Here is a 26,897-nt window from a genome sequence, read left to right as displayed (position 1 = left end):
CATGCTCTCGAACATTGGAATCAGGGGGTGCAATGTTCAGCCAGGCGCTAAGATAGGAAAAGTTGAATTTATAAACGATGAAATTCAGTTTTTCTGAACAAGGTGCACTTTATGCGGGAAATCAGCCTGGACCGCCTGCGCACGCTGGTGGCGATTGCCGACATGGGGTCGTTCGCCGAAGCGGCCCGTGCGCTGCACTTGGCGCCCCCCACTGTCAGCCTGCATATCGCCGACCTTGAGGCGCGGGTGGGCGGCAAGCTGTTGTCGCGCACCCGGGGGCGCGTTCAGCCATCGGCGATAGGGAACACCCTGGTGGAACGCGCGCGGCGCCTGTTGGCGGATGCGGAACAAGCGCTCGAGGACGTGGAGCGCCAGGTACAGGGGTTGGCCGGGCGTGTGCGGCTCGGCGCCTCCACCGGGGCCATCGCACAGTTGCTGCCGAACGCTTTGGAGATATTGAACCAACGCCACCCCGCGATCGATGTGCAGGTGGCGGTGCTCACTTCCCAGGAAACCTTGAAGAGGCTTGCCGGGGGCTCCTTGGAGATCGGTCTGGTCGCGCTGCCGCAGCCGCCGGTAAAGGGCTTGCGGATCGAGCCGTGGCGACGGGATCCGGTCATGGCCTTCTTGCCGGCTCGCTGGGAATGCCCGGAGGTTGTGACCCCCGACTGGCTGTCCGCGCAACCGCTGATTTTGAATGACACCACCACTCGCCTTTCGCGCTTGACGTCGGAGTGGTTCGCCAGTGATGGACGGCAGCCTGCGCCGCGCATTCAACTGAACTACAACGATGCTATCAAGAGCCTGGTGGCGGCAGGATATGGTGCGACGCTGTTGCCCCATGAAGCCTCCACGCCATTGCCCGACCCGCGGATCGTCATGCGGCCATTGAAGCCCTTGTTGTGGCGTCAACTGGGGATTGCCCACCGCAGTCGAGATATCGAACGGCCTACGCAACATGTGCTCGATGTGTTGTGGGAGTTGAGTGCGGAGTGATTATGTCTGGGCATGAGGTATTCTGCGCGGTGTTAAACACGATCCAGGCCTGCGGCGTGCCAATGCTTGTCACGACCCTTTGATCGATCTGAAGGCGACGCACCAGGAGTTCTGCATGTTGATTGGACATCGATTCGAGCGCACCGCGCAGGATGATCTGCACATCCACTCGCGTAACCTCGTACAAAGCGCATTCGTGCTGCTGGCAGGCGCGCTTGCCTTCATTGCGCCGGTAGTGTTCGCCGTGTTTGTGGTCGCTGACGGAGGCCCCCCTCAGACCGACGTCGATCCACTGTTCTCATTGCTGATTGTGCTGGGACTGCTGCTGATCCCTGCCCTCGGCCTCCTCTTGATGGTGTACACCGGCGTCCGCGAGACCTTGCTGTTATCGCGACGCGAGGGTGAAGGCAAGCGCCGCACCCGAAACTTTTTTGGACGCCGCGAGCGTGTGCATTCGGTCTTCAGAATCGACACGCCCAAATGCCTCGAACTTCGCCGCCGCCAAGAGGCCGAGCCCGCCTACACCCAATTGTGGCTGGTGATGCGCGATGGCACCGAGCACCGCCTGACCACCGACAACGTTCCGGTGGTGCCGGGGAGTAAACCCACCGACGTGTGGCTGCGTGAGCTGGCCGACTATCTGAACGTGGCAGTGCCTACTGAAGTGGTCGTGGGTTCGACGGTGGCTGTGAAGCCAGCCTACAGACCTGCTCCAGCCCCAACCAGCGGCAAGGCGGTGAGGGACGCCAGGCAGCGCAGAACCCAGGAACTCACGCCCTCCCACGAGCCTACCGAAAAACTCGGCACACCCGCACGCGCCCTGCTCCTTCTACTGGGTGTTTTCCTCGCCGTCCTGGAGCTGAGTCACGTCATCACCTTGGTCCCTGCGCTATTTAGCGGGCGACTGCGCGTCGGCGGCGGTCGAACCGGCATGACAACCTTCTACTGGGCCGAACAACCGCTGACCTTTTCATTCCACATGCTGGTGGGCATGGCGGAGGTGTTGATCCTCGGATTCATCGCCTGGGGTTGTCTGCGCACGGCGATCCAGGGCCGGATGCGTTCCAATCCCTGAGGGCGGTCAATTCGGCCACTGCTCGGTCAGAAACGGTGAACAGGAAGCGGCCCCCTCGATGTGGTAGACCCTCGGCTCCTCCGAAAAATATTCCTCTAAGCCCATCATGAACATCCGATGGTCTTCACTCGCTTCGAAACCCGGCGTGTGATCCTCAAGTGACTGCCATCGCACGATCAGGTTGAATTGCTCGGGGGTCTCGATCCCTTGTGCCAGCAAGTGACCGCCGTAACCCTTTGCCCGGGTGAGCAAAGGAGCGACCTCGGCAAATGCACGCCTGAACGTTTCAATGCGTTCTTTGTGAACAGGGAGCAGAGCGATCTCATAAATCATGGTATTCCTCGAAAATGGCTTGAACGGTTAAACGTACGCAATTACGGGATCAGCGAAGGCTCGACCGCTATCGCGATTTTTCCTTGAACACCGTTGTTGGGGCTCTCCAGCCGGGCATGGGCCAGCCCAATGTCGGCAAGCGAATAGACGGCGCCAACGTGTGGCCGCAGCTGACCTCGCGCGACCAATGCGCTCAAGTCATCGAGCTTGCCGCGATTCTGCCTGGTGAAAACGAAGTGGTAACTCGCATTCTTGCCCCAGGCCTGGACAAGGTTTTGTGGCTGCGCAATGTCCACGATCGAGACAACGCGGCCAAGCTGTGCCAGCGCGTCGGGGCTGCGCGACAAGGTATTGCCGCCGATGGTGTCGAACACCACATCCACTCCGCGACCACCCGTTTCCCCCATGATGGCGTCGACGTAGTCCTCCTTTTCATAGTCGATGACCACATCGGCTCCCAGGCTTCGCACGAACCCGGCGTTTGCCTCACGCACGGTCGTGAACACCCTTGCCCCCATGGCTTTTGCCACCTGGATCGCCACATGCCCGACGCCCCCCGCGCCGCCGTGGATCAGAATGCTTTCTCCCACTCTGAGCGCCGCACGCACGATCAATGCTTCCCACACCGTCCCGCCAACCAGGCTCAGGCTTGCCGCCTCGAGATGGCTCAGCGAGGCTGGCTTCTTCCCGATGATGCTTTCGGCGGCAACGTGGTACTCGGCATAGCTGCCTGGCCCGTCAAATATTTGCGGGGTGTACCAGACTTCGTCCCCTGGAGCGAAGGTGGTCACTCCCGGCCCTACCTCTTCGACAACGCCCGATACATCGTGTCCGGTAATGGCCGGCAGTTGCACCAAGTCGGGATAGTCGCCGCGACGAACCTGGTAATCCAACGGATTGATGGAGGTTGCGTGCACTCGGACCAAGACTTGTCCGGCGTGCGGTACGGGCTTGGCCACCTCGCGCAGCTCGAACGATCCCGAGCCGCCGAATGATTTAAGTACCATTGCTTTCATCGTAATTCCTCACATCTATAAAAAGGAATATCGAGATATCTCGATATATTACGGTAAAAAAACTACAATTCTTTCCCTATGACCTCGGCAAGCGCGCTGATGGTTGCTTCATTGCGCTTGTAGTAGGTCCACTGACCGATACGCCGGACTTCGACCAAGCCCACTCGTTGCAGCGTTGCAAGGTAACCAGACACCGTTGACTGCGACAGTCCGATACCTTCTTGAATACTGCTGACGCAGACGCCCACCGTGAGAACGTCACCTTCATCCTGCGGAGGGAAGTTCTTTGCGGGATCCTTCAAGCCTTTCAAGATTTGCAGGCGTGTAGGGTTCGAGAGCGCTTTGAATATTTCGATCAATTCCATGCCCCCGAGAATATCGAGATTTTTCGATATGTCAATACGCTGTTTAGCCCCCTCCCTGCCCCCAACATCCTGGGCGACATGCCAAGAGAGCCATACCCACCACTTCACATAACCCTCAAAGCAGTCTTTAAATGGCAGAATCTCCGTCATTGATCGTTTCGGAGACCACCATGCTTCGCGTATTTGAACAAAGACTCGACCCCTTCCCACCCGACGAAGTCCCCCCGCCACCCAACGGCCTGGCTCGGTTCCTTTGGGCCTGCACCCGGGGCGCCCGCGGTTACATCCTGGCGTTTGCGCTGCTCAGCGCCGGCGTGTCGATCTACGAAGCCTGGCTGTTTTCGTTCCTCGGCCAAGTGGTGGATCTGCTCTCGACCTGGCAAGCCGGGGGTGACGCGGCAGCGCAGGAAAGTCGCGTGCTGTGGGGCATGGGTATCGTCATGGTGGCGAGCGTCGGGCTGGTGGCGCTGCGTACGATGGTGCAGCACCAGATATTGGCGATCAATCTGCCGTTGCGGCTGCGTTGGGACTTCCACCGCCTGATGCTGCGGCAAAGCCTTTCGTTTTTTTCCGATGAGTTTTCCGGCCGGGTCACCACCAAGGTGATGCAGACGGCCCTGGCCGTGCGCGACGTGCTGTTCACCCTGATCGAAATCGCCCCGGGAATCGGCGTGTATTTCATCGCGATCATCGCCTTGGCCGGCGGCTTCGCCCTGAAACTGATGCTGCCGTTCGTGGCCTGGATCGTGCTGTTCGGGCTGGCCATGCTCTACTTCGTGCCCCGCTTGGGCAAAGTCGGACAGGAACAGGCCAATGCCCGCTCGTCGATGACCGGACGGATCTCGGACGCCTACACCAACATCACCACCGTGAAGCTGTTCTCCCATTCCAACCGCGAAGCGCACTTCGCGCGCGCGGCCATGGAGGATTTCAAGCAGACCGGCTTTCGCCAGATGCGCCTGGTCAGTCAGTTCGAAATCGTCAACCAAGCGCTGGTGGTGGGGCTGATCATGGCCGCAGGCGGCTATGCGCTTTGGTTGTGGCACCAGGGCGACGTCGGCGCCGGCGCGGTGGCGGCGATCACCGCCATGGCGTTGCGCATCAATGGCATGTCGCACTGGATCATGTGGCAAATGACCTCGCTGTTCGAGAGCATCGGCACCGTGCAGGATGGCATGGCAACCCTGACCCGCGGCCCCAAGGTGCAGGACACGCCGGACGCGGGGGTGCTGGTGACCTCCGGCGGCGCGGTCACCTTCGACAACGTGAGTTTCAACTACAACGGTGAACGCCAAGTGCTCGATGGCCTGAGCCTGGACATCCGCCCGGGCGAGAAAATTGGCCTGGTGGGCCGCTCCGGCGCCGGCAAATCCACGCTCATCAACTTGCTGCTGCGCTTTTATGATGTCGACAGCGGGCAGATCCGCATCGACGGGCAAGACATATCCCGCGTGACGCAAGACAGCCTGCGCAGCGCCATCGGCATGGTCACCCAGGATACGTCCCTGCTGCACCGCTCCATTCGTGACAACATCGCCTACGGCCGACCCGATGCAACTGACGCACAAATCCGCCGCGCGGCGGCCAATGCCCAGGCCGATGAGTTCATCAGCCAACTGAGCGACCGCCAAGGTCACTCCGGCTACGACACCTTGGTGGGCGAGCGCGGCATCAAGCTGTCGGGCGGCCAGCGCCAGCGCATCGCGATTGCCCGAGTGATGCTCAAGAACGCGCCAATCCTGCTCCTTGACGAGGCGACCAGTGCGCTGGATTCGGAAGTCGAAGTGGCCATCCAGGAAAGCCTCGATGAAATGATGCAGGGGAAAACGGTCATCGCCATTGCTCATCGGCTGTCGACGATTGCGGCGATGGATCGGCTGATTGTCATGGATGACGGGCGGATCATTGAACAGGGTACCCACGCACAATTGCTCGCCAAGAACGGCATCTATGCGCGGCTGTGGCACCATCAGAGTGGTGGGTTTCTGGGTGAGGATCGGTGGGTGACGGAGGCGATGGATCAGGTCTAAGCGTGAAGGGCCTGGGGGGATCTGCAGGTGGGTGCTTTGGGTCGTCAGCTGTCCTTCACAACGGGCAGCTTTCGGCCCAGAAGCCGTCGTTCAGAGTAGGAACATGACCCGCCTTCTTACTAGCGGCTGCATAAGGTGCACTGCGCGCACCCTGCGACAGACCCACACATGCTGTGGTGCATACAGCCCCCCTTACACGATAGCGTCTTTTCTCTTGAGTTTGATGCCGGCCTTCGATTAGATATGAGGCGTAAACGTTGTGACGTGAATAGCACCATCATACATAAGGGAATAGCACTAAATGGCCCGGATAGAACCCGTTTTCGGCAGCATCAGCAGCGAAATCGAAAACCCATACCAACCGGGCGACGCCCAACTGATTGACGACGAGGTTGTCACGTTTTCAAACCCCAAGATTTTGGATTTTTCCGGGCGTATTTCTCTGGCGCGCTTCTGGCTGATTCATGTGCCCTTGGTGCTGGTTCTTCCGTGCATTTTGCTGACGTTCTTTATGGTGGGGTTGCGCCATCAACTGGTGGTTTTGCTGATAGTCGGTGTCACCGTTGTCGTTCCTGCCATCCTGCTCAACGTGTCTCTACTGGTACGCAGGGCACGTGATCTAGGCTGGAGTCCGATGATATGGGGAATTCTCAGCGTAGTCCCTGTTATCGGCTTTGTGATAACGCTTCCGCTCTTCATGCTTCCGGGGCGTAAAGCGATTAATAAATACGGCCCGCCCAATCCACCTCTTTCGACGTCGGTAAAACTACTTACCGCGCTGTTGGTGGTGCTGGTGCTTGTAACTTCAACCGTGCTAGTTGTGTATTTTCCCCAATACCACCCACAGGCACTCTACGAGTGGTTCTTTAATTCATTGGTTCAGGCATAACGTTAGCGTACGCGAAGTCCATGCTTCGCCTCATTGCGCGGCGCCAAGTGCTCAGGTGCCTTTGTAGAGAGCGCTGCGCGCACCACGCGATAGCCCTGCGTACGCCGCGGTGATGTCCATTGGGAAAAGAGAACAGATTTATTTCTCTGCTCTAAACGTCCGTTCTTGGCCGATTGCAGCCCCTCACGACAGGCAGCTATCGGCCAGAAGCGGTCAGTGGATTTAGGGTGCTTGCGCCTCTAGCTGTAGCTTTGTAGGATCCTGCGAGCGCCCGACAATAGCGGTTCACATGAACAGCAGGTCAAGCCTGGAAATCGAGGGCGTTGCTTTAAAATCCAGACTTCGATTGCGGTGCTATCAGATATGGAGATTCTCCTATTTTGAATTATGGACAAGCTGTTGCAGTCGTCGAAGCCTTTCAAGATCTTGCACACAGAATTGACATTGAATTTCCAGAACGCCTCGCAGCACTCATGCGAATAGCGCATACCCCCCCTTCAAAGGCTGCACTGAGTAGCCTTGTAGATTTTCACTGGCTCGATGCAGAAGAAGCAGAACGAGAAATCAATGAGTGGCTTAACCCTGATGACCAGCAAGGTCGAACCTTTCTTCCCTTTGCGGCTACAGGCGGCGGTGAGCCTTACTGCCTGGTTCGATTGGAAAACGGGACTTCGGGGATTGCTCAGGTACTTCATTTTGCTCAGCCATCTCCACTTGCCCATGCAGATATCTCATCGTTCGTGACTAGGGAATACGTACGCGTCGCTACGGACTTATCTTGGCTACCGCCTCGAATGGACTTCAATATCGCACTGAAAAGTGAAGTGGCATTGATCGAAACGGCTTTACTACCCGCAGACTATGCGCTTCTTGAGACCTTGTTTAGTCGACAGTGTGTCGCTATGAATTACCAGGCTGGCCCTCAAGGCATCTCGAAAATTGTCAAAGCCTTCATCTCTCAAGAAGAAGAGGAATCGTTAGCCGCCCGACTACGCCATCCGAACCCAACCGAGTTCGAAGCTCTTCGTGCTTGGATGCGCTAAATGTGTTTCCACTAGGAACCGAGCCATTGCCGGCCAACACTCACCACTTGCCAATATCCGCTTTGGGTTGTTGCCCGTCCCAATAGACAGCAATCGACCAAAAGCATCGTTCGATCCACTACCTTCCAGCCGAAAAGCGAAAACCTCTCGATCTGTGAAAGCTAGTCTCTAAGGGTACGCATTATTTCCTCGACCACCGGCTTCGTGTATTTCTCACTGGGATCAGTTTCCGGTGGGTCGTTACTGCGGAACCATTCACCTTGATCGAATGCCTGGTAAAGCGAGAAAGCGGGCTGAGGCATGTCGTTAGTCATACCTACTTCAACCACAGCATTTATGATCCCGTTCATTACGCCGTTGCAAAAATCATAGAGCAGAGATCCTTGTAGATAGCCTTCCGCAACCGCGACGGACAGCTCGTTCAGCACATCATGCGGTGCAACGGCGAACCTTTCGCAAATGGGGACAAGATCACTCAGCGTTAAACCGTCTGCTTCCGCTTTCACCGACAGTTCCTTAAGTTCGATCTTCGGTATGGCCATGATCATGAGCTTCTTCCGGCTAGGTGCAATAGCGCTTACAGAGTGGCCGCGCTGCCACACGTCAGCTCCATGCTGCAATACGGATTCATGGTCGGTCAACTTCAGCTACAGGCAATGTCCGCTGCGGGTCGGAAGCTGCCCTTCGCTTCCGACCCGATCCATCTTGGGAAAATGGAATCTATTCCATCGAACGCTTACCTAGGGTCGATGACATCCAGCGCCCGGTTTGCCAATAGCAGACCTAGTTCAATCAACTGTTGCAGCCCCAGTGCAACATGCCGTCGAGAATCCTTCAGGTCAAACGCCAAATCGTTGGCCATGGCATTGGCAGAGGCTAACGTTTCGCTGAGGTTGGCCAACAGGCTTTCAGCATCGACGCCCTCCACGACGGTGAATAGCTGGTCCGGAGGTGGCTTCTTGTCAGGCTGGGCGGGTTTGGGGTTCAGATAGGAATCGATGACACGTTCGGCGTTGGCGTCGGCCGCGATGTCCAGGTGCAGCGGTGGAACGGGTGGGTCTGGGATGAGTTTGTCCATATGGACCTCCTAACGTCAGTCGGATCCGCCACTGTTCGCGACTAAACGAAGTGGGGTGGCGGCTGTGCGCAGGTTAGTCGACCGGGACGTTAGGAAACCGGCGCACCCGAAAGTGCCCTGCGCACAGCCACCATAAAATCAGCGAGAAAAACGTAGCCTGACTTCAAGGAGACCTTGCGCCTAACGAGATACCGAGCGACTAAACCCGACCGCTGAATTGGCAGCGGTGGACAAAGACTAGGCACCGAATTCAGCAGGCGCAAGGGACTGGAATTTTCTAGGAAATGTCCTGCAAGTCAATGGGCAATATTCGCTCCGTCGATTCCTACAAACTCGTTTTACCGTTCTACCACCGAAACAGGTTGCAACGTTTGTCCAGCTCTAACGCCCCTTCCAGAGAGGTCACAACGCCTATCGCAATCGCATAAATCCGATCAGGCGTACCGCTTTACTTGATCTCAACCAATCGCACGGCCTGTGACCCGTCCAGGGACAGGTGAATCACGGCGGCTCGGCTTGGGAAATTCGGCGCATCCTCGTCGGTATTCTCCATCACGGGAATGTCGATCAGGGTCTGTTCACCCGTCGGGTCGCTGACCAACTTGGCATCGAGGTTGTCGATGGCCCGCCAGCTGTCGCCACCGATGCGCATCACGTCCAACAGGCTGTAGTGCGGCACGCCCTCTTCGTTCTCTTCGGGCGTGAAGGCGGCCAGGTATTGGCTGTAGTTGTTGCCCATGCCGAAACCCTCGATGGTGAAAACCGCAAGGGTGACCTGGCTGTCCTCGCCGGTGTCCAGGGTCTGCACCAGCGTCGCTTCGGGATAGCCGGTGGCGTAGCTGTCCTTGATGAGCGCGACCAGGCGGCCAATCTGTTCTTCCAGGGCTTTGGGAACGGGTTTCGATTCAGCGGCGTGAGTCAGAGTGCAGGTGAACAACAAGGCAACGGCCAGCAGGCGCAATTTCATGAAAGTGAATGTCCGGGGGTGTCGGGAGGTCAGCGTGCAATGGTAGCGGTTGGCAAGGGATTGGGTAGGAATTGTTGATGGGGTTTGTGCTGGGGTGCACAACCTTATTCGTGAAAGCGGTGGGTCTGTGTGCACTGTTATTGGATGTACTGTCGCCATCGCGAGCAAGCTCGCTCCCACACTTGGACCCGGGACAGCCGCCATTTTCCATCAACCCGACATCCCCTGTGGGAGCGAGCCTGCTCGCGATGGCGGTGGGCCTGCGTGCATCGATGCTGAATGTATCGCTGCGCGCCTGCCCGAACGGCCATTGATTAACGCGGCGTGCCGTAGCCCTTGATCAACCCTCCAACTCTGCGGCGTCCAGCCCTACCCGTGCGAGGTAGTCTTCCAGCGCCTCCCCCGCTCCGGCTGATACGAAGGCACTGATGTACCCGTCGGGACGGACGAGAACCCAATCGCCCATCGCAGGTTGGTAAGCGTCACGAAAATGTCCTTGGTCATCCTGGATATCACCGCCTGGGCCGATGACATGGATGTGCAGCCCGGGGCGAGGTGCTACGGCATCGCGTTCCGCGCCATAACCGAGCAGTGTCCAGTGCGCCCCCCGGAACAGGTCGAACAGCCGTTGCAGTTTACCGGCCGCCCCGCGCATCGGTGCATCCGGCGCACGATCGCCTGCCAATGGGCCGCTGGTACGGTTGGATCGTTCAAGGGCGAGCGTGGATTCGCGATAGCCGATGTCGAGTTGGTGCACTTCGCGCCCACGGCGCATGTCGCCGCGCTGGTGCGCGTCCAGCAGCTTGGTGGCAAGGCCCAGCATCGTCGCAGCGACCGGGCGGCGTTCTTGCTCGTAGCTGTCGAGCAGTGCCGCCGGCGCGCCGTTGATGACCGCCGCCAGTTTCCAACCCAGGTTGTAGGCATCCTGCACGCTGGTATTGAGACCCTGGCCACCCGTGGGTGGGTGGATGTGTGCGGCATCGCCGATGAGAAACGTTCGACCGACGCGGTAATGATCGGTCAACCGCGCGTTCATAGTGTAGGCCGATGCCCAGGACACCGAATGGATATGGATATCATCGCGCCCCGTGCGCTGTGCTACCAGGTCCATCAATGTTTGCGCATCCAGGTCAATGTCCGCGTCGGGGGCTATCGGCGCCTGGATCTGGAAGAGCTGGGTCCCGGCCAACGGGCACAGGAATATCTGGTGCTGCATGTCGCCGTCGCCAAAACGATGCCAGCGGTCCCGCGACAGGCCCGTAGCCGAGACATCGGCCACAATGGCGCGAATGCCCAGCGTCTTGCCTGGGAAGCCGATACCCAGCGCATGCCGGATAAAACTGCGGCCGCCATCGGCCCCGACAAGCCAGCGCACCCGGAGCGTTTCTTCGCCGGCCTTACCGACCAACTGAACGCTGACGCCCTCGGCATCCTGCTCGAACCCCACCAGTTCGCAACCAAACTCCGGCCGATGGCCCAGTTCAAGCAGGCGTTCGCGCATGACCTGTTCCGTCAGCCATTGCGGCACCATCAACGGCGATTGATGAGGTTCCGCTGGCGTGGGCTCGTTTTGCTCGATGCTGACAGCGTCGGTGAAACTGCCATCGTCGCGATATCGACGTTCAGTCGGGTAGACTCCACCCACTGCGACGATTCGGTCGAGGATCCCCATGTCCTCGAATATTTCCTGGGTCCTGGGCTGTATGCCCTTGCCGCGCGAGCCGTTGAACGGCTGGCCTGCCTTTTCGATCAGGCGAAAGGGAACTCCCCTTCTCGCCAACTCGATAGCCATCGCCAGACCGGCCGCGCCCGCGCCGCAAATCAATACCTGGATTTCGAATTGCTCTTTCATGACGACCCCACATATGTGCAGAACGCACATATTTAGACGGAGCCGGAACAGTGTCAATCGAAAATGTGCATAACGCACATATTAATGCCCAATTGCGCGAGCTTCACGGTGCCTTGATGGAAATTGTCGGGGTGATGAACCGACCTCAGCGGGACGAAGCCATGGTTCGGGCGGCCGGAATATCCCTGGATCGCGCCCTGTTTCCGTTGCTGGTCTCGGTGGAGCGGCTTGGCCCTATCGGCGTTGGTGAACTGGCCGATCGCGTCGGGCGCGACTACACCACGGTCAGTCGGCAGGTGACGAAACTCGAAAGCCTGGAGTTGATCGCTCGGGAAAATACCGCCGACCGTCGGGTACGCAAGTCGGTCATTACCGCAAAAGGCAAGGCGATGACCGATCGCATCGACGAGGCACGTGCGCGGATCGGGCGAGCCATTTTCGCCACGTGGGACGAAGCAGATGTAGAGAACCTGGTACGGCTCATGTGCAAGTTTGCCAACGACATCAAGGATGACACGCTGACCGGTGCGCAGGAGCAGGCGTGACGCAGGATGATCGCCCGTTCTGATGCGTGGGGCACGCCCTGTGCCCCGAGAGGATTTTTCCCAGCGTCAGGCCTCTGAGCCGATCCGCGCAACCAAGCGAGCCTGGAGTTTTTCCAGTTCCTCGGGATCGGCCTTGCCCCGGCCATGCACACCCGCGTCTTCACCTTCCCAGCGAGGGATGATGTGCATGTGAATGTGGTAGACCGTCTGCCCGGCCACCGCGCCGTTGAACTGCGCGATCTGGACGCCGTCCGGCTGCAGCTCGTCCACGATGATCCGCGTCAGGCGCTGCACGGCCGACATCATAGCGCCCAGGACTGTGGGCTCGACTTCGAGGATGTTGCGCGCCTGGGAATTCTTGGGGATGACCAGGACATGGCCGCGCGATTGCGGAAAGAGATCCAGGAAGGCCAGCACATCGGCGTCTTCGTAAATCTTGTAGCACGGCGCATCGCCGCGAAGGATCAGCGCAAAGATGTTCTTTGGATCGTAATGACCGTGGAGACTCATGTTCACTCCTTGAATGGTTAGGGCGGTGGGTTGCCGGTAAGAGATTTAGCACAGTCCGAAGACAACGTCTCCCTTGTAGAGGCCTGTTTGAAAGCCAAGGGTTGGGCTTGCTGGCGATGGCGGTGTGAGTCAGTTGGTGATGATTTTGCCTGTGCCATCGCCATCGCGAGCAAGCTCGCTCCCACAGGGGATTTCTGGTTTGATTCAGATCGTGGGCACACCCTAAATCCATTGTGGGAGCGAGCTTGCTCGCGATAGCGGTGGATCAGTTGGCATCAGTGCTGGATGTTACTCCGCCTGCGCGGGCCTCCTTCAACGTTACGGCCATTTTCTGCTGCAATTCATTTTGCGAAAACGGCTTGTGCAACACCGGGCATCCGGCGTATTCGGCCGGCAGCCCGCTCGCGCCGTAGCCGGTGCTGAACAGGAAGGGAATGTGCCGACCGCGAAGAATCTCGGCCACCGGGAACACGCGCTCGCCAGCCAGATTGACGTCCAGGATCGCCAGGTCAACCTGCACCGAGCGGGCGATTTCACAGGCCTTGGCGAGCCGGGCGACGGACGCCACGACCTCGCATTCGAATTCCTCAAGCATCTCTTCGATCAATAGGGCAATGGCGCCTTCGTCCTCGACGACCAGCACCCTGTTTCCAGCCAATGGGGTCATGCCCCAGCCACCCCAATCAGGAACGAAAAGCGACAGCAAACGCCCTGTGGAGCAAAGGTGAGCTCAAAGGTGCCACCCAAGTCGCGCTCAATGCAACGCTTCATCAGGCGCGAACCCAGCCCTTCCCGTTCCGGCGGGGCTACCGCTGGCCCTCCTCGCTCTTGCCAGTCAAGGGTCAACAGCGTTCCGTCCCCTTGGGCTTGCAGCTGCCAGGTGACGGCGAGCGTGCCCGTCTCGACCGACATGGCCCCGTATTTAAGCGCGTTGATCGCCAATTCATTGAGGGTCATCGTCAGGTTGAGCGCCACGCGGGTGCCGACGTCCACGGCAGCCCCCTTGATCACCACACGGCCAGGCTCATGCCCGAAGACCGGCAGCAGCACTTCATGGGCCAGGGTGTCGAGCGGCGTCTGGCCCCAATGCCGTTTGGTCAAGAGATCGTGTGCTCGCGACAAGGCCAACAGCCTCGCCTCGAAACGCCGGTAGCCGTCCTTCGCATCCTCGGCATTGCGCGCGGTCTGGGCCGCCAGGGATTGCACCGTGGCCAGGGTGTTCTTGACCCGGTGATTGAGCTCATCGATCAATGTCTTCTGCCGGTTTTCCGCCTGCTTTCGCTCGGAAATGTCCACCAGCATGTTGATGGCGCCCACCAGGTTTCCATCGGCATCATGCAGAGGCGTGGGAAACGGTGTGAACGGTACACGGCTGCCATCCGGCCGCTCCGCAACCGCCTCGACGCCGCGTATCGGCCGGTTTTCCTTCAGCGCCACCGCCATCGGGCATTGATCGTGGGGCAGCGCGGTTCCGTCGGTATTGAACAGCTTCCAAGTCACGCACCACATCTCGCCCAACTGCGGCGTACGCCCCGACAACTCGATAGCGGCGCGGTTGAAGAACGTGATCCGCCCCTCGGCGTCGGTGGTGTACACCGCGGCCGGCAACGCTTCGAGGAGATTGCGCATGTGCCGTTCGCTTTCGCGGACCTGGTTTTCCATGCGCCGCGCCAGCGTGACGTCCTGCAGCACCCGCACGCCATACCGAAACGTCCCGTTGGCGTCCCTCACCGACGAGCTGTGGATGTCGAGGTAAACCACCTCGCCATCGGGCTTCACCGCGCGCTTGCGCAGCACGTAGTTATCCAGTTCACCGGCCACCTGGCGGGCGTACAACCCGGCATCCTGCGCGATGCAGTCCGGGTGGGTGTAGTCCAGGAAGGTCATCGCCAGGAGTTCGTCCCGCGAGCGGCCCAGCATGTTGCACAGGGCATCGTTCACCCGGAGCAAGCGGCCGTCGATGCCGGCCTCGGCAATGCCAATGGTGGCCGCTTCGTAGGTCGCCGAAAGCCGGTCATCGCTGTCCTGGCGCGCCGCCTCGGCGGCATGGACGCTGCTCCTGTCGATAGTGAAGCAGCGGGTGTTGAAGAGTTTTCCGTTCTCGAACCGGCCGTTCGAGGTGATCGTGACATGCTTGATCGAGCCGTCCTTGGCCCTCAGGCGCGCCGGATAGCTCTCCAGGCGATCGCCACTGCCCAGCTTGGTGAGAATGTCGCCAATAACCGGCTCGTCGACATGAAATTCGGTGATGTGGCGGCCGATGTATTCTTGTGCCGGATAGCCCAGCAGTGCCAGCTCCGCCTTGTTGGCGCGCAGGATGATGCCCTCGCCACTGACGATATGCAGGCCTACCGCGCTGTTCTCGAAAAAGTCTTCCAGGTCGGCACTCTTGCGCCGAAGCTCTTCGGCCATGGCGTGGTGCGCCGAAACGTCCTGGAAGCAATTGATCACCCCTTGAATGACGCCCCGCCGGTCCCTGAGGGCGCGGATGTTCATAAGCGCCACGAATCGCGAGCCATCCGGACGTTGGATGATCACTTCCTGATTGCGCGGCGCAATGCCGGTATCGAGCGCCGAGGCCGTCGGACTGTGCTCGAATGCCAGCGGCGTTCCGTCGGCCAGGAACAATCGATGGGCGCCGCAGAAGCGGTCGCCGTTCTCTCCAAGCGCCGGCGCCCTTCCCCACAGCTCGGCCGCCTCGCTGTTATACCGCACGAGCCACCCCTGGCGATCGCAGAGGTACACCGCACCGGGAATGGCATCCAGCGCATTCGTCCCCATCGCGATCAGGCTTTCGTATTCGCTTGGCGTACAGGCTTCCAAGGGGAGCTCTTCAATGTTCGACATCAGTCATCCTCAAACCCCCTGGCTGCAACGCTCAGGGTCTCAATGGATTCTAGATCGCTATTGAGCGCGCGAGTTCAGGAAACTCTTCAAGGACATCGGCGCCTGTGCCGTACGTCAGCCATGGCATTAATCGACAAGCTCCCGCAGCGGTTATGAACGAGGCCTGCTCCAGGCCCTGTCCAATAGCGCGACCACTGTTTCGTCCGGGGTCTGGCTGAAGTCTTCATACCAATCGCCGACCGAGCGCATCCACTCGGGCATCAACGGACACACAAACTCATCGACCTCACTGCGCAAGGCTTCGGCGGTTTCGACCGGTGCCACTGGAACGGCAACCACGATGGCAAGAGGGTCTTGCAGGCGTACCGCATGGACCGCCGCCATCATTGACGCACCGGTGGCCAAGCCATCATCCACCAGCAGGACCACCTGCTGTTTCAGGTCGACAGGTGGACGGCTGCCGCGATAAAGCGCTTCACGACGCGCCAGTTCCTGCCTTTCCCGCTGCAGCACCGCATCGAAGGCAGCCTGGTCGACGTGATGGGCACACAACGCATCGTCGTTGCGAATCTGGATGGCGCCGCTGGCAATCGCGCCCATCGCCACTTCCGGATGAGACGGCACACCCAGCTTGCGCACCAGCATCAGGTCGAGGGGCAACCCCAGGGCGTCGGCCACCGCCCAGGCGACGGGCACGCCACCCCGGGGCAACGCCAGGACGATCGCATTGCTCCGTCCACGGTACTGGGCCAAGGGTTCTATCAAGCGATGGCCGGCCGCGGCTCGATCGGCATAAGGCGGCGATGCAAAAGACAGGGGATTCATGGTCGGGTCTCCTTGCAAAAACAGACACGTCGTCCGCACAGTCACCCTGTCAGGATACCCGGCACAGGGTGTCCAGCAACGGCTGAGTGATCCAAACTGCCTGCGTCGTCACGCCAATCGACGGACGTGACCGCATCGTCGGCGCCAGCGACTTGGGAATCGCGAGTCATCACGCCTGCCGAAGCCGTTTCTTAACGAGGTCTGACGGAGGAGAAATTTTGGCACGACCGAGAAGAATCCCGTCAAACATGGGCTGCCCTTGTTCGATCTTCCGTAGTACAGTAATCAAAACCCGATAAATATCCACCTTGAGATGACCTGAAGTGCCAGGCCCCAACGTCAATGGACCGCACACCCCGTCATCCTTCTGCCGCGGCGGTAACTGCATGATCGACATCACCGAAGTTTCCATTGCCCAACTGCGCGCCGCGCTGGAATCGGGCCAGACCACGGCGGTAGCGCTTGTCCAGGCCTACCTCGCCAGGATCGATGCCTACGACGGCCCCGACACGCCCACCGCCCTCAACGCGGTGGTGGTGCGCAACCCGGATGCGCTGAAGGAAGCGCAGGCCTCCGATGCCCGCCGGGCCAACGGCCAGACCCTCGGTCCACTCGACGGCATTCCCTATACGGCCAAGGACAGTTATCTGGTCAAGGGCCTCACCGCCGCGTCCGGCAGCCCGGCGTTCAAGGACCTGGTGGCTTATCGCGATGCGTTCACCATCGAACGGCTGCGCGCCGCCGGGGCTATCTGCCTGGGCAAGACCAACATGCCGCCCATGGCCAACGGCGGGATGCAGCGCGGGGTGTATGGCCGGGCGGAAAGCCCGTACAACGGCGACTACCTCACCGCGCCTTTTGCCTCCGGCTCCTCGAACGGTGCGGGCACCGCAACTGCCGCCAGTTTCGCGGCATTCGGCCTGGCTGAAGAAACCTGGTCGAGCGGGCGCGGCCCGGCGTCGAACAACGGCCTGTGCGCCTACACGCCGTCCCGTGGGGTGATTTCGGTGCGGGGCAACTGGCCGTTGACACCGACCATGGACGTCGTCGTGCCCTTCGCCAGGACCATGGCCGACCTGCTCGAAGTGCTGGACGTGGTGGTCGCCGAGGACCCGGACACCCGTGGCGACCTGTGGCGCCTGCAACCCTGGGTGCCGATTCCGAGCGTCGACTCGGTTCGTCCCGCCTCGTATCCGAGCCTTGCCAGCAAACCCGGGGCGCTGGCCGGCGTTCGGTTCGGCGTGCCACGGATGTACATCAACGCCGACCCTGAAGCCGGCACGGCCGAGGCCCCCGGCATCGGCGGCCCGACGGGACAGCGCATCATCACTCGCGCCTCGGTGATCGACCTTTGGGAACAAGCCCGCAAGGCCCTGGAGGCCTGTGGCGCCGAAGTGGTCGAGGTGGATTTCCCACTGGTGTCCAATTGCGAGGGCGATCGTCCCGGCGCGCCGACGGTGTTCACCCGTGGCCTGGTTTCCAAGGAATTCCTGCACCATGAATTGTGGGACTTGTCGGCCTGGGCATTCGATGATTTCCTGCGGGCCAACGGTGATCCACAGTTGAATCGCCTGGCCGACGTCGACGGACCGAAGATCTTCCCCCACGACCCGGGCACCCTGCCCAACCGCGAGGACGACCTGGCCGCCGGCATGGATGAGTACGTGAAGATGGCCCAACGCGGCATCACGCCTTGGGACCAGATCCCGACACTGCCCGACGGGTTGCGGGGGCTCGAAGAAACACGCCGGATCGACCTGGAAGACTGGATGGAACGGCTGGGCCTGGACGCGGTGATCTTCCCGACCGTCGCCGATGTCGGGCCGGCGGACGCAGATATCAATCCGGCCTCTGCCGATATCGCCTGGAGCAATGGGGTCTGGGTCGCCAACGGCAACCTCGCCATCCGTCACCTGGGCGTGCCCACGGTCACCGTGCCGATGGGCGTCATGGCCGACATCGGCATGCCCGTCGGGCTGACATTTGCCGGGCGCGCCTATGATGATTCGAAACTGTTGCGACTGGCATCGGCGTTCGAGTCGATCGGCTCCAAGCGCCTGGTCCCGCCTCGGACCCCGCCGCTGTCGGCTTGAGCCGGTCATTGGGGTTGCTGCGAAGCCCAGCGGGAGCAAGCTCCCTCGCCACAAAAGCAGCGCTCGACTTCATTTTTGAGTACGGGCGCAACACCGTGGCGAGGGAGCTTGCTCCCGCTGGACTGCGCAGCAGTCCCCGGACCGGTTCTACAGCCGGAAATACTGCTGCATGGCACGGGCAAGCAGGTTCACGGCTTCATCATCCTGTGAGGCCTGGCCTCGCATGAACACCACCTCATGCTCCTCGATCACCGGCAGGCCTTCAAGGATCCGCATCGCATCCGTCACCCGCCCACGGTCGATCAGGCTGATCGCCAACCCGGCCTCCACGCAGGCCTTGACGGCCTGGTTGGAGGGGCTTTCCAGGACGATGCGCGTCCTGCGCCCGCCTTGCCTGAGGGTTTCCACCATCGCTTGCCGATAAGGGCATTGCGCCGCATGCACCGCCAGCGGCAACGGCTCCAGCGAGGCCGCCGTCCCGTGGACTGGCCCGACCCAGACCGGCGTGGTGGACACTAGCGCTTGCGTTTCTGCGTTCGCTTGGCCCTTCGGCTGGGTAACCACCGCTGCCTGGAGCTTGCCACGCTGCACCTGGTCACGCAGCGCGTAACTTGGCGCGGTCTTGAGTTCCAGCACGACGTTGGGCCACGCGGTGGCGAAGGTCGGGAGGATGTCGCGGATGACATGGTCGGCATATTCATCCGGCACCCCCAAGGTGATGCGTCCCGCCAAACGGGTGCCATGCAGGTCGGCCAGCACCCGGTCGTGAGTATTGAGCAGCTCCGTCGTCGCCACGAGCAAACGCTTGCCCAACGCGGTGAGGGATACCGATTGATTGTCCCGGTTGAGCAACCGCCCGCCCGCCACCGCTTCCAGCCGCTGAATATGCACGCTAACCGCCGCCGGGCTTTTGTGCAGATGCTCCGCCGCCCCACTGAACTTCCCGATCCGCGCCACCGCATGAAAAGTCCGTATCAAATCGATATCGAGTATGGCCGTCATGATTCAATCTTCGTGAATAACTGATGCATTTCATTTTGATTTATTAGATTAGCCGGGTTCCGTAGCCTGTGGTCATGAACCCGAATAAATCGATGACCTGCACGTCCCGGCCTCGGCCCGCCTGGCATTGGCTGATCCCACTGCCCTTGCTCGAAGCGGCTTTGCTGGTGTCGTGGAGCTCCGGCTTTATTGGCGCGCGCTTTTCCATCGACTACGCGCCGGCACTGCTGGTGGTGTTCTGGCGATGCGTCGTGGTCACGCTCGTCCTGCTGCCCTTCGTCGCCGGGCAACTACGCCGAACCTCACCCGTCGCGCTGTTGAAAAACGCCGGCATCGGCCTCTTGGCGATGGCGGGCTACCTGGGTGGTATCACCCAAGGCATTGCCCTGGGTGTACCGGCGGGCTTGGCCGCGCTGGTCGCCGACCTGCTGCCACTGGGCCTGGCGCTGCTGGCCGCCGGCGTACTCCGGCAACGGCTGCCCTGGCAAGTCTGGGCAGGCCTGCTCATCGGCCTGGTCGGCGTCATGCTGGTGACCCAGGGCGCATTGGCGTGGGGCAACGCACCCTTGTGGGCCTATGGCCTGCCGCTGCTTGGCATGCTCTCGCTCGCCGTCGCGACCCTGTGGCAGAAATACCTGCCCGCCGAACAATCGCTGGGCCTGCTGCCCAACCTGTGGCTGCAGTGTTGCGTGTCGGGCCTGGCCTTCGCCCTGGTAGAGGGCGTCCATGGCAGCCTGGCCCCGCTACCCAGCACCGGCTTTGCACTGAGCGTCTTGTGGACAGCGGGCATTTCGACATTGGGCGGTTACGGGCTCTACTGGCTGTGCCTGCGCCGCACGACCGCCACCCGCGTCGCCAGCGTCCTGTACCTCAGCCCGCCCATTACCATGCTCTGGGCCTGGGCGATGTTCAACGAACCACTTTCCTGGCAGATGGCGGTGGGGATGGCCGTGTCCGGGGTCGGCATCTGGCTGGTCGTGGGTACCGAAGCGCGGCAGGCGGTTTCGAGCTCAAGATAGCAAGATCGGTCGAGCGCATCGGGCTGGTTGGCCTCATGCTGGTGTCCTCTACAGGGAAAGACCATGACCGACACACAAAAGCGCTACCGATCCCGGATGCAGAAAGTGCTCGATTACATCGATCTGCATCTGGATGACTGCCTGGACCTGGATACGTTGAGCGGCGTCGCGGCCTTTTCGAAATACCATTTCCACCGGCAGTTCATGGCGACGTTCAATCTGCCTCTGAATCGCTATGTCCAGCTCGCTCGCCTCAAACGTGCCTCCTACAAACTGGCGTTTCGCGAACATGAAACGATTACAGAGATTGCCATGGGTGCCGGTTACGGTGCGCCTGATGCCTTTGCCCGTGCCTTTCGACAGCGCGTGGGGCAACAACCCTCGAATTTCCGCAAATCGCCCGACTGGCAGCACTGGGGCATTACTTTCACGCCATTGCACAACGCGAGGAACCGTTTCATGCCCACGACTTATCAGCCCAGCGATGTACAGATCCGTAGCGTTCCCGCGACCCCCGTCGCCATCATGGAACACCGAGGCGATCCCGCGATGATCGGCACGACGATCCAACGCTTCATTGCCTGGCGGCGCAGTGTCGGCCTGATCCCACCGATCAGTCCGACGTTCAATGTCTTCCACACCGACCCGCGCGCGACTGCACCGCAAAACTATCGATTGGATCTATGCGCAGGGACGGACCAACCCATCACGCCAAACGGCGAAGCGATCAAGGCCGGCAGTATCCCTGCCGGGCGTTGTGCCGTGCTGCGGGTCGAAGGTGGTGCCGATAACCTTGAGCCTGCCGCACTGTACCTGTACAGGGATTGGCTGCCGGCCAGCGGTGAGGAACCGGGAGATTTCCCGCTCTATTGTCAGCGCATTACGTTCTTTCCGGACGTTGCCGAGAACGAAGCCGTAACCGAGCTCTTTCTGCCGCTCAGGTGATCATAGTCCCACGTCTACAACGAGACGAGCCTGGTGGTCATTCGCCAGTCCCACCTTGATGTCGACAACCCGAAGCCCCCCTTACTGAATACATCTGTGGCGAGGGAGCTTGCTCCCGCTGGGGTGCGAAGCGCCCCCCGGCGCCTGTTGGCCCAAGCAATCTGGCACCCTCGATGGCCGCATGGGGCTGCTACGCAGCCCAGCGGGAGCAAGCTCCCTCGCCACAATGACTCATCCACAATGGCTCGTACCTTAAGCCTCAAGTCCCAAGTCCCAAGCCTCAAGCGAACAGCATTGCCTCCGCCGCCGAACATAGACCTTCACCCAGCCAACCCAATACCTTGCCCATCGGCCAACGCAGCGCCGTTGAGGTAATGGTCGCCAAGCAGCCGACGCTGGGTCAGCAGGGCCGGTTCGGGGCTGTCCGGCAAGGGCCGCGGCAGGCTGCGACCAGCCAGTTCGAAGTAGGCATGGCCGGCCAGGCGCGCGGCCTCGGCGGCGGCCAGGCGAAAGGCGATGGCGGCCGACTGGGACTCGTCGGCGTATTCCAGCAAGGCATCGGCAGCGTCGATGCGGATACGCAAATCGCCGACCGCGGCAATCACCAGGGCTTCATGCCGAGCGCTCTGGGCACGCAGAAAGTCGAGCAGCGCCGCCTCGACATGACGGGCATGGGCCAGGTCGCTACGGCCTTGGGAATGTAAGTTGGACATGGGCAATACCTCAGTTCCAGGAATGACGTTGCGGCTTGATGCCGTTGAGCAGTTGATTGCCGACCAAGTGATATTTCCAGCGCACCGGATCGTGCAGGGTGTGGGTCCGCGCATTGCGCCAGAACCGGTCCAGCCCCTGGCTGGCCGAGACGCTGCGGGTGCCGCCCAACTCCAACAGACGGCTGGATGCCTCCAGGGCAATCTCGGTGGACAGCACCTTGGCCTGGCCGACGATCACCGAGGCTTCTGCCACTCGTTCCTCGCTGGGTTCGGCGACAGCCCGGTCGACTGCGTGCGCCGCGCGCCGCAGAATCGCCTCGGCCGCTTGCAGGCGCCAGGCCAACTCACCGATCAGCGCCTGGCCAAGCGGGTCCTGCCAACCGTGTTGCAGCCCGCTGTCCACCCATGGACGCGCCTGGCGCGCGACGCGCAGGGTTTCGGCGAAGGCGCCACGGGCAATGCCAGTGTCCACCGCAGCCTGGATGATTTGCGAAATCGGGCCGTCGGAGGTGGGTTGCTCATAGGCTTTCCAGGCCGGCACCACGTCGTTCGCCGGCACCCGCACGCCGTCGATACGCACCTGGCCACTGGCGGTGATGCGCTGGCCGAAACCGTCCCAACTGTCGATCACCGTCAGGCCCGCCGCATCCCGTGGGACGAGGGCGATATGGACGTGCCCTTCCTCATCCACGCCGGCAACCGGCACGATGTGGGCGAACAACGCACCGGTGCAGTAGGCCTTCTCGCCGTCGAGTACCGCGGTGTCGCCGTCGAAGCGGATCTGCGTCTGGAAAGTGGTGACGTACTGGCTGCGCGCTTCGGAAAAGGCATTGCCGAAACGATAGCCCTGCAACACCTTGGCGTAGTAACGGCGCTTCTGCTCCTCGCTGCCGGTCAGGCTGAGGTTGCTGAGCACGCCGAAATGGTTCTGCGGCAGTTGGCCGAGAGACGGATCGGCCGCGGAAATGATCGCGATCACTTCGCTGAGGGTGGCATAGGACACTTCGGCGCCACCGTATGCCTTTGGCACGCGGATCGCCCACAGCCCACTGGCGCCAAAGCGCTCCAGCTCCTCCCAAGGCAGCCGCCGCTCGCGGTCGCGCAAGGCCGCCTCCCGGGCGAAATCCAGGGCCAGGCGATGCGCCACTTCAATGGCCTCGGCATCGCTGCGGATGATGTGGGCCGGACTGCGCGGCGCCGGATGGGCCTGCCCAGGCAGATCGAAAGACGGTGAGTCGGTCATGTGCTACTCCATGCATAACGGGTTCATCCAGCGCTAAAGCACAGCCCGTACCAACCTTAAAAACTCTTTACATTCAATGAGTTGATAAATAACCCGGATACACCTGAAAGCCCCGGGAACGACAAACTGTCGAGGGACTGTTGCCCCGCGAACAGTTGCGTCGCATCGTCCTCAGCGAGCCTTGCCACCCAGGTAGAAATGCTGGAGGTCTTCCCGGGCCGCCAGCTCCGTAGCATCGCCCTCGCCCACCACCCGGCCGTTCTCCAGGATGTAGGCGTAGTTGGCATGGCGCAGGGCGACATTGATGTTCTGCTCGGCCACCAGAAAGCTCATGCCCTCTTGGGCATTGAGCTGCGCGACGATGGCGAAAATCTCTTCGACTAGGATCGGCGCCAACCCCATCGAGGGCTCGTCGAGCAGCACCAGTCGAGGCTGGGTCATCAATGCGCGGCCGATGGCAAGCATCTGCTGCTCGCCGCCCGAGGTCAGCCCGGCCTGGGTCTTGCGCTTGGTCTTCAGCCGCGGGAACCAGGCGTAGATGCGCTCCAGATCCTGTTCCAATTCACGGCGCGTCGGCTTGCGCAGGAAGCCGCCGCTGCGCAAGTTGTCCTCGACCGTCAAATGGGCGAACACATGCCGCCCTTCCAGCACATGGACGATGCCCTGGCGCGCCAGCAGATTGGCCGCAACGCCGGCGGTGTCCTGTCCCTGAAAGACAATTCGTCCACGGCTGACCTGCGCCCGATCAGCCTGGACCAGCCCGGAAATGGCCTTGAGCGTGGTGCTCTTGCCCGCCCCGTTGGCGCCGAGCAGGGCGACGATATCGCCTTGGCCGACCCGCAGGGAAACCCCGGCCACGGCGAGGATCGCGCCGTCGTAGATTACTTCGATGTCTTGCACCGCCAGCAACTCGCTGTTTTCGGTGCCGGCAAGGGCCGCAAAGGTCATGGTTTCTTCTCCCTCGGGCGCAGTCGCGCCCGGTTGTGTGTCGCTGTAAATGGCTACTGCGCCGCGCAATCGCGGGCGGTCACGCCTTTCTCTTTTGCGTACTCGGCGGCCTTGGCATCGATCAATGGGCGCAACGTGGCGCGGTCGGCCTGGACCCAGTCGGTGATCAGGTTCCACTGCTGGCCGTCCCATTGCTGCACCTTGGCCGCCCCACCGCCTTCGTGGTCGCTGCAGGACAGGCGCAGCGGCTGCATCAATCCAAGAAAACCGATTTCCTTGAGGCGCGCATCGTTGAGGTCGAGGTGCTCCAGGCCCCAGCGACCTTCCTCACCGTTGAGCGGACGATTGCCGAAATGCTGCTGCGCGGTGCGGATCGCTTCGACGGCGATGGCGGCATTCACCAGGCCGGAGTTGTAGTAGACGCTGCCAAAACTCTTCGGATCCTTGAGGTCGCTCTTGCCGGTGTCGAGGATGTGCTGGCGAATGCGCTGGTGGATCTCGAAGTCGGCGCCGCCCGGATAGGGGGTCAACGCCAGGTACCCCTTGCCCGCCTCGCCGGCCGGCAACACGTCTTCGTTGGAACTGGCCCAGATGTCGCCGACGATGCGCTCCACCGGGTAGCCAAAACGCGCCGCGGTCTTGATCGCCACCGGCGTGGACACGCCCCAGGTCCGCAGGAACACCCAGTCCGGCTGGAGTTGCCGCACCTGGCGCCACTGCCCGGCCTGTTCGTTACCCGGGTCGGCCACCGCGATCTGGATATTCTCGAAGCCGTACTTCTGCGCCAGCAACGCCAGCGGCCCCTGGGTCTCCCGGCCATAGGCGGAGTCGTGGTAGACGGTGGCGATTTTCTTGCCCTTGAGCTTGTCCAGCCCGCCCTCGCGCTCGGCCACGTAGTTGATGAACGCCGAGGCCTCGCTGTAGAAGGTCAGCATGGCCGGGAAGTTGTAGGGAAACACCCGGCCATCGGTGGCTTCGGTACGGCCATAACCGAGGGTGATCAAGGGAATCTTGTCGGCTTCGGCCTTGTCCGCGAGGGCATAGGCGGCCGGCGCGCCATTGGGTTGATAGACCGCCACCGGCGCGCCATCGAGACCATTCTTGAAGCGCTCGTAGCATTCGATGCCCTTCTCCGCCGTCCATTCGGTCTCGCATTCCTGCCAGACCAGCTTGACGCCATTGATCCCACCTTCCACGTCATTGATGTAGCGCAGGTAGTCGATCATTCCGGCCCACACCGGAATACCGCTGGAGGCATAGGCGCCGACCCGATAGGTAGCCAAGGGGAAGAACTGCTCGTTGGTCGCCGCTTGGGCACCCGGTATCAGCGCCGCACAGGCGCCAAGCACCAGGCCGATGGCGGCGAGACGACGTTTGAAGGTTGCATGCATGATGGTTTTCTCGGTTTGAATGCCTGGCCGCGTCATGACGGCCGGCGGTTGGAAACCTCCTTTCCCTGGGTCGGGTCAAGGTTCATTGGGGGTGGGTCGGCGCTCAGAACCGCAGCGGCCAGACCCTGATGCGCTCGCGCAGGTCGTCGAACAGGCGTGCCAGCCCTTCCGGCTCCTTGATCAGGAACCAGATGATCAAGCCACCGAAGAGCACCTTCTGCAGGTTCTGCAGTTGCCCGGCGTCGACGTTGCCGTTGAACAGCCATTGCCCGGCATGGCTGAGCAGGATCGGCACAAGGCTGATGAAGGCAGCACCGATGAAACTGCCGGCGATGCTGCCCATGCCGCCGATAATGATGATGAACAAAATCTGGAACGAGCGATTGATATCGAAGCTCCCGGCGCTGGCCGTCCCCAGGTAGGCGAACGCCCAGAGCGCGCCGGCGATGCCCAGGTAGAAAGAACTGACGGCGAAGGCCATGCGCTTGTCGCGCTCGACGGCAATCCCAATCACCGCCGCCGCGGTGTCCATGTCGCGGATCGCCATCCAGTTGCGGCCGACCTGGCTACGCACCAGGTTGACCGCCACCCAGGTCAACAACACCACGCAACTGAGGGTCAGCAGGTAGCGACCGACCGGGGTGCCCAAGTGATGGCCGAACAGCTCCAGGCGTGGCGCGCTGATGGTGCCGGACGAGGCGTAGTTGTAGAACCAGGGGAACTTGGCGAACACCCACTCCAGGAAGAACTGCGCGGCCAGCGTGGTAACCATCAGGTAGAAACCCTTGATCCGCGAACTGGGGATGCCGAACAGCAGCCCGACCAACCCGGCGATCACCCCGCCGCCGAGCAGCGCCAGTGGCAACGGCAGGCCCGGCACGCGCAGCAACAGGCCGTAGGTGGCGAACGCGCCCACCGCCATGAAGCCGGCGGCGCCGACCGATGTCTGGCCGGTGTAGCCGGTCAGCAGGTTCAGCCCCAGGCCGGCCAACGACAACACCAGGAAAGGAATCAGGATCGCGTTGAGCCAGTAGTCGTTGCCCAGCCACGGCAGCCCGACAAAAGCCACCAGCAGCAACAGCAGCAGCCCCGGTCGCCAGCGGCGGCGCACCAGGGTCAGGGGCGCTTCGTCGAAGCTGGCCGTCAGGCGCGGAACAGTAGCAGTCATGGCG

Annotated in this window: 26 protein-coding genes; 9 read left to right on the top strand and 17 right to left on the bottom strand. The window is 61.2% G+C overall.

The window, feature by feature from the left end; translation table 11 throughout:
• Positions 1-111: 111 nt before the first annotated feature.
• On the top strand, positions 112-996 hold the full coding sequence (locus tag ACLH0I_RS13215; protein WP_411387300.1) for a LysR family transcriptional regulator: 885 nt from the start codon (positions 112-114) through the stop codon (positions 994-996).
• Between the two features lie 115 nt (positions 997-1,111).
• On the top strand, positions 1,112-2,071 hold the full coding sequence (locus ACLH0I_RS13210; RefSeq protein ID WP_411387299.1) for a hypothetical protein: 960 nt from the start codon (positions 1,112-1,114) through the stop codon (positions 2,069-2,071).
• Positions 2,072-2,077: 6 nt separating this feature from the next.
• On the opposite strand, the gene ACLH0I_RS13205 is transcribed toward ACLH0I_RS13210, so the two are convergent.
• The 3 genes from ACLH0I_RS13205 to ACLH0I_RS13195 form a co-directional block, all read right to left on the bottom strand.
• Entirely contained in the window at positions 2,078-2,404 is a 327-nt protein-coding gene (locus tag ACLH0I_RS13205) for an antibiotic biosynthesis monooxygenase family protein (protein WP_411387298.1), read from the bottom strand.
• Between the two features lie 41 nt (positions 2,405-2,445).
• Positions 2,446-3,420 (bottom strand): zinc-dependent alcohol dehydrogenase family protein, encoded by a 975-nt coding sequence (locus ACLH0I_RS13200; RefSeq protein WP_411387297.1) that lies wholly within the window; start codon positions 3,418-3,420, stop codon positions 2,446-2,448.
• Between the two features lie 62 nt (positions 3,421-3,482).
• Positions 3,483-3,785, bottom strand: a complete 303-nt coding sequence (locus tag ACLH0I_RS13195) for an ArsR/SmtB family transcription factor (protein WP_186704782.1) — start codon at positions 3,783-3,785, stop codon at positions 3,483-3,485.
• 170 nt (positions 3,786-3,955) lie between these two features.
• Here ACLH0I_RS13195 and ACLH0I_RS13190 point away from each other — a divergent pair, with 170 nt between their 5' ends.
• The 3 genes from ACLH0I_RS13190 (at position 3,956) to ACLH0I_RS13180 (ending at position 7,747) form a co-directional block, all read left to right on the top strand.
• Positions 3,956-5,815, top strand: a complete 1,860-nt coding sequence (locus ACLH0I_RS13190) for an ABC transporter ATP-binding protein (RefSeq protein WP_411387296.1) — start codon at positions 3,956-3,958, stop codon at positions 5,813-5,815.
• A gap of 301 nt (positions 5,816-6,116) precedes the next feature.
• On the top strand, positions 6,117-6,704 hold the full coding sequence (locus ACLH0I_RS13185; protein WP_411387295.1) for a DUF805 domain-containing protein: 588 nt from the start codon (positions 6,117-6,119) through the stop codon (positions 6,702-6,704).
• A gap of 380 nt (positions 6,705-7,084) precedes the next feature.
• Positions 7,085-7,747 carry a hypothetical protein gene (locus tag ACLH0I_RS13180; RefSeq protein WP_411387294.1) on the top strand — a complete coding sequence of 221 codons (663 nt, stop codon included), beginning with the start codon at positions 7,085-7,087 and terminating at the stop codon, positions 7,745-7,747.
• 161 nt (positions 7,748-7,908) lie between these two features.
• Here the strand turns inward: ACLH0I_RS13180 and ACLH0I_RS13175 are convergent, their stop codons facing one another.
• The 4 genes from ACLH0I_RS13175 to ACLH0I_RS13160 all read right to left on the bottom strand — a co-directional run bounded on the left by ACLH0I_RS13175 (position 7,909) and on the right by ACLH0I_RS13160 (position 11,644).
• Positions 7,909-8,295 (bottom strand): hypothetical protein, encoded by a 387-nt coding sequence (locus tag ACLH0I_RS13175; RefSeq protein WP_411387293.1) that lies wholly within the window; start codon positions 8,293-8,295, stop codon positions 7,909-7,911.
• 188 nt (positions 8,296-8,483) lie between these two features.
• Positions 8,484-8,825 (bottom strand): DUF6124 family protein, encoded by a 342-nt coding sequence (locus ACLH0I_RS13170; protein WP_411387292.1) that lies wholly within the window; start codon positions 8,823-8,825, stop codon positions 8,484-8,486.
• A 448-nt stretch (positions 8,826-9,273) separates the two neighbouring features.
• Positions 9,274-9,792: a hypothetical protein gene (locus ACLH0I_RS13165; protein ID WP_186704772.1), complete on the bottom strand. Its 519-nt coding sequence runs from the start codon at positions 9,790-9,792 to the stop codon at positions 9,274-9,276.
• 340 nt (positions 9,793-10,132) lie between these two features.
• Positions 10,133-11,644, bottom strand: coding sequence for an FAD-dependent oxidoreductase (locus tag ACLH0I_RS13160; RefSeq protein ID WP_411387291.1), 1,512 nt, complete (start codon positions 11,642-11,644; stop codon positions 10,133-10,135).
• Between the two features lie 50 nt (positions 11,645-11,694).
• Between ACLH0I_RS13160 and ACLH0I_RS13155 the strand changes: the two genes are divergently transcribed.
• On the top strand, positions 11,695-12,189 hold the full coding sequence (locus tag ACLH0I_RS13155) for a MarR family winged helix-turn-helix transcriptional regulator (RefSeq protein ID WP_411387290.1): 495 nt from the start codon (positions 11,695-11,697) through the stop codon (positions 12,187-12,189).
• 66 nt (positions 12,190-12,255) lie between these two features.
• Here ACLH0I_RS13155 and ACLH0I_RS13150 read toward each other — a convergent pair whose 3' ends face one another.
• From ACLH0I_RS13150 to ACLH0I_RS13135, 4 genes are all read right to left on the bottom strand, one after another.
• Positions 12,256-12,699 (bottom strand): HIT family protein, encoded by a 444-nt coding sequence (locus ACLH0I_RS13150; protein ID WP_250961399.1) that lies wholly within the window; start codon positions 12,697-12,699, stop codon positions 12,256-12,258.
• A 265-nt stretch (positions 12,700-12,964) separates the two neighbouring features.
• Positions 12,965-13,366, bottom strand: coding sequence for a response regulator (locus tag ACLH0I_RS13145; protein WP_250961400.1), 402 nt, complete (start codon positions 13,364-13,366; stop codon positions 12,965-12,967).
• The gene (locus ACLH0I_RS13140; RefSeq protein WP_411387289.1) at positions 13,363-15,546 is read right to left on the bottom strand and encodes a PAS domain S-box protein; all 2,184 of its coding nucleotides are present in this window, start codon (positions 15,544-15,546) and stop codon (positions 13,363-13,365) included. The genes ACLH0I_RS13145 and ACLH0I_RS13140 overlap by 4 nt, the downstream gene beginning before the upstream one ends.
• 150 nt (positions 15,547-15,696) lie before the next feature.
• The gene (locus ACLH0I_RS13135; RefSeq protein WP_250961402.1) at positions 15,697-16,371 is read right to left on the bottom strand and encodes a phosphoribosyltransferase; all 675 of its coding nucleotides are present in this window, start codon (positions 16,369-16,371) and stop codon (positions 15,697-15,699) included.
• 386 nt (positions 16,372-16,757) lie between these two features.
• Between ACLH0I_RS13135 and ACLH0I_RS13130 the strand changes: the two genes are divergently transcribed.
• The gene (locus tag ACLH0I_RS13130) at positions 16,758-18,464 is read left to right on the top strand and encodes an amidase (protein WP_411387288.1); all 1,707 of its coding nucleotides are present in this window, start codon (positions 16,758-16,760) and stop codon (positions 18,462-18,464) included.
• A gap of 147 nt (positions 18,465-18,611) precedes the next feature.
• Here ACLH0I_RS13130 and ACLH0I_RS13125 read toward each other — a convergent pair whose 3' ends face one another.
• On the bottom strand, positions 18,612-19,466 hold the full coding sequence (locus ACLH0I_RS13125) for a LysR family transcriptional regulator (protein ID WP_411387287.1): 855 nt from the start codon (positions 19,464-19,466) through the stop codon (positions 18,612-18,614).
• A gap of 74 nt (positions 19,467-19,540) precedes the next feature.
• Between ACLH0I_RS13125 and ACLH0I_RS13120 the strand changes: the two genes are divergently transcribed.
• Both ACLH0I_RS13120 and ACLH0I_RS13115 read left to right on the top strand, forming a co-directional pair.
• Entirely contained in the window at positions 19,541-20,485 is a 945-nt protein-coding gene (locus tag ACLH0I_RS13120; protein WP_411387286.1) for a DMT family transporter, read from the top strand.
• A 63-nt stretch (positions 20,486-20,548) separates the two neighbouring features.
• Positions 20,549-21,430, top strand: coding sequence for a GyrI-like domain-containing protein (locus ACLH0I_RS13115; protein ID WP_411387285.1), 882 nt, complete (start codon positions 20,549-20,551; stop codon positions 21,428-21,430).
• 320 nt (positions 21,431-21,750) lie between these two features.
• Here ACLH0I_RS13115 and ACLH0I_RS13110 read toward each other — a convergent pair whose 3' ends face one another.
• The 5 genes from ACLH0I_RS13110 to ACLH0I_RS13090 all read right to left on the bottom strand — a co-directional run bounded on the left by ACLH0I_RS13110 (position 21,751) and on the right by ACLH0I_RS13090 (position 26,893).
• Positions 21,751-22,143, bottom strand: a complete 393-nt coding sequence (locus tag ACLH0I_RS13110; protein WP_411387284.1) for a hypothetical protein — start codon at positions 22,141-22,143, stop codon at positions 21,751-21,753.
• 10 nt (positions 22,144-22,153) lie between these two features.
• Positions 22,154-23,386 carry an SfnB family sulfur acquisition oxidoreductase gene (locus tag ACLH0I_RS13105; RefSeq protein WP_411387283.1) on the bottom strand — a complete coding sequence of 411 codons (1,233 nt, stop codon included), beginning with the start codon at positions 23,384-23,386 and terminating at the stop codon, positions 22,154-22,156.
• A 171-nt stretch (positions 23,387-23,557) separates the two neighbouring features.
• Positions 23,558-24,334 (bottom strand): ABC transporter ATP-binding protein, encoded by a 777-nt coding sequence (locus ACLH0I_RS13100; RefSeq protein WP_250961410.1) that lies wholly within the window; start codon positions 24,332-24,334, stop codon positions 23,558-23,560.
• A 53-nt stretch (positions 24,335-24,387) separates the two neighbouring features.
• Positions 24,388-25,725, bottom strand: coding sequence for an ABC transporter substrate-binding protein (locus ACLH0I_RS13095; RefSeq protein WP_411387282.1), 1,338 nt, complete (start codon positions 25,723-25,725; stop codon positions 24,388-24,390).
• Between the two features lie 103 nt (positions 25,726-25,828).
• A complete protein-coding gene (locus ACLH0I_RS13090; RefSeq protein WP_411387281.1) occupies positions 25,829-26,893 on the bottom strand; it encodes a branched-chain amino acid ABC transporter permease in 1,065 nt (354 codons plus the stop codon).
• Between the last annotated feature and the right edge of the window lie 4 nt (positions 26,894-26,897).

The organism is Pseudomonas sp. MPB03, assembly GCF_046605385.1.
GTDB classification, from domain to species: domain Bacteria; phylum Pseudomonadota; class Gammaproteobacteria; order Pseudomonadales; family Pseudomonadaceae; genus Aquipseudomonas; species Aquipseudomonas zanjanensis.
The sequence above is the reverse complement of the archived record's forward strand: the minus strand, read 5'-3'. Positions and strand labels throughout refer to the sequence as shown.

What these genes read in the sequence shown, in the direction of transcription:
- ACLH0I_RS13150 (WP_250961399.1), bottom strand. Translation starts at nt 12,699, where the DNA reads ATGAGTCTCCACGGTCATTACGATCCAAAGAACATCTTTGCGCTGATC.
- ACLH0I_RS13115 (WP_411387285.1), top strand. Translation starts at nt 20,549, where the DNA reads ATGACCGACACACAAAAGCGCTACCGATCCCGGATGCAGAAAGTGCTC.
- ACLH0I_RS13100 (WP_250961410.1), bottom strand. Translation starts at nt 24,334, where the DNA reads ATGACCTTTGCGGCCCTTGCCGGCACCGAAAACAGCGAGTTGCTGGCG.
- ACLH0I_RS13210 (WP_411387299.1), top strand. Translation starts at nt 1,112, where the DNA reads ATGTTGATTGGACATCGATTCGAGCGCACCGCGCAGGATGATCTGCAC.
- ACLH0I_RS13215 (WP_411387300.1), top strand. Translation starts at nt 112, where the DNA reads ATGCGGGAAATCAGCCTGGACCGCCTGCGCACGCTGGTGGCGATTGCC.
- ACLH0I_RS13165 (WP_186704772.1), bottom strand. Translation starts at nt 9,792, where the DNA reads ATGAAATTGCGCCTGCTGGCCGTTGCCTTGTTGTTCACCTGCACTCTG.
- ACLH0I_RS13130 (WP_411387288.1), top strand. Translation starts at nt 16,758, where the DNA reads ATGATCGACATCACCGAAGTTTCCATTGCCCAACTGCGCGCCGCGCTG.
- ACLH0I_RS13095 (WP_411387282.1), bottom strand. Translation starts at nt 25,725, where the DNA reads ATGCATGCAACCTTCAAACGTCGTCTCGCCGCCATCGGCCTGGTGCTT.
- ACLH0I_RS13105 (WP_411387283.1), bottom strand. Translation starts at nt 23,386, where the DNA reads ATGACCGACTCACCGTCTTTCGATCTGCCTGGGCAGGCCCATCCGGCG.
- ACLH0I_RS13200 (WP_411387297.1), bottom strand. Translation starts at nt 3,420, where the DNA reads ATGAAAGCAATGGTACTTAAATCATTCGGCGGCTCGGGATCGTTCGAG.
- ACLH0I_RS13090 (WP_411387281.1), bottom strand. Translation starts at nt 26,893, where the DNA reads ATGACTGCTACTGTTCCGCGCCTGACGGCCAGCTTCGACGAAGCGCCC.
- ACLH0I_RS13135 (WP_250961402.1), bottom strand. Translation starts at nt 16,371, where the DNA reads ATGAATCCCCTGTCTTTTGCATCGCCGCCTTATGCCGATCGAGCCGCG.
- ACLH0I_RS13205 (WP_411387298.1), bottom strand. Translation starts at nt 2,404, where the DNA reads ATGATTTATGAGATCGCTCTGCTCCCTGTTCACAAAGAACGCATTGAA.
- ACLH0I_RS13145 (WP_250961400.1), bottom strand. Translation starts at nt 13,366, where the DNA reads ATGACCCCATTGGCTGGAAACAGGGTGCTGGTCGTCGAGGACGAAGGC.
- ACLH0I_RS13175 (WP_411387293.1), bottom strand. Translation starts at nt 8,295, where the DNA reads ATGATCATGGCCATACCGAAGATCGAACTTAAGGAACTGTCGGTGAAA.
- ACLH0I_RS13125 (WP_411387287.1), bottom strand. Translation starts at nt 19,466, where the DNA reads ATGACGGCCATACTCGATATCGATTTGATACGGACTTTTCATGCGGTG.
- ACLH0I_RS13185 (WP_411387295.1), top strand. Translation starts at nt 6,117, where the DNA reads ATGGCCCGGATAGAACCCGTTTTCGGCAGCATCAGCAGCGAAATCGAA.
- ACLH0I_RS13170 (WP_411387292.1), bottom strand. Translation starts at nt 8,825, where the DNA reads ATGGACAAACTCATCCCAGACCCACCCGTTCCACCGCTGCACCTGGAC.
- ACLH0I_RS13195 (WP_186704782.1), bottom strand. Translation starts at nt 3,785, where the DNA reads ATGGAATTGATCGAAATATTCAAAGCGCTCTCGAACCCTACACGCCTG.
- ACLH0I_RS13110 (WP_411387284.1), bottom strand. Translation starts at nt 22,143, where the DNA reads ATGTCCAACTTACATTCCCAAGGCCGTAGCGACCTGGCCCATGCCCGT.
- ACLH0I_RS13160 (WP_411387291.1), bottom strand. Translation starts at nt 11,644, where the DNA reads ATGAAAGAGCAATTCGAAATCCAGGTATTGATTTGCGGCGCGGGCGCG.
- ACLH0I_RS13190 (WP_411387296.1), top strand. Translation starts at nt 3,956, where the DNA reads ATGCTTCGCGTATTTGAACAAAGACTCGACCCCTTCCCACCCGACGAA.
- ACLH0I_RS13120 (WP_411387286.1), top strand. Translation starts at nt 19,541, where the DNA reads ATGAACCCGAATAAATCGATGACCTGCACGTCCCGGCCTCGGCCCGCC.
- ACLH0I_RS13140 (WP_411387289.1), bottom strand. Translation starts at nt 15,546, where the DNA reads ATGTCGAACATTGAAGAGCTCCCCTTGGAAGCCTGTACGCCAAGCGAA.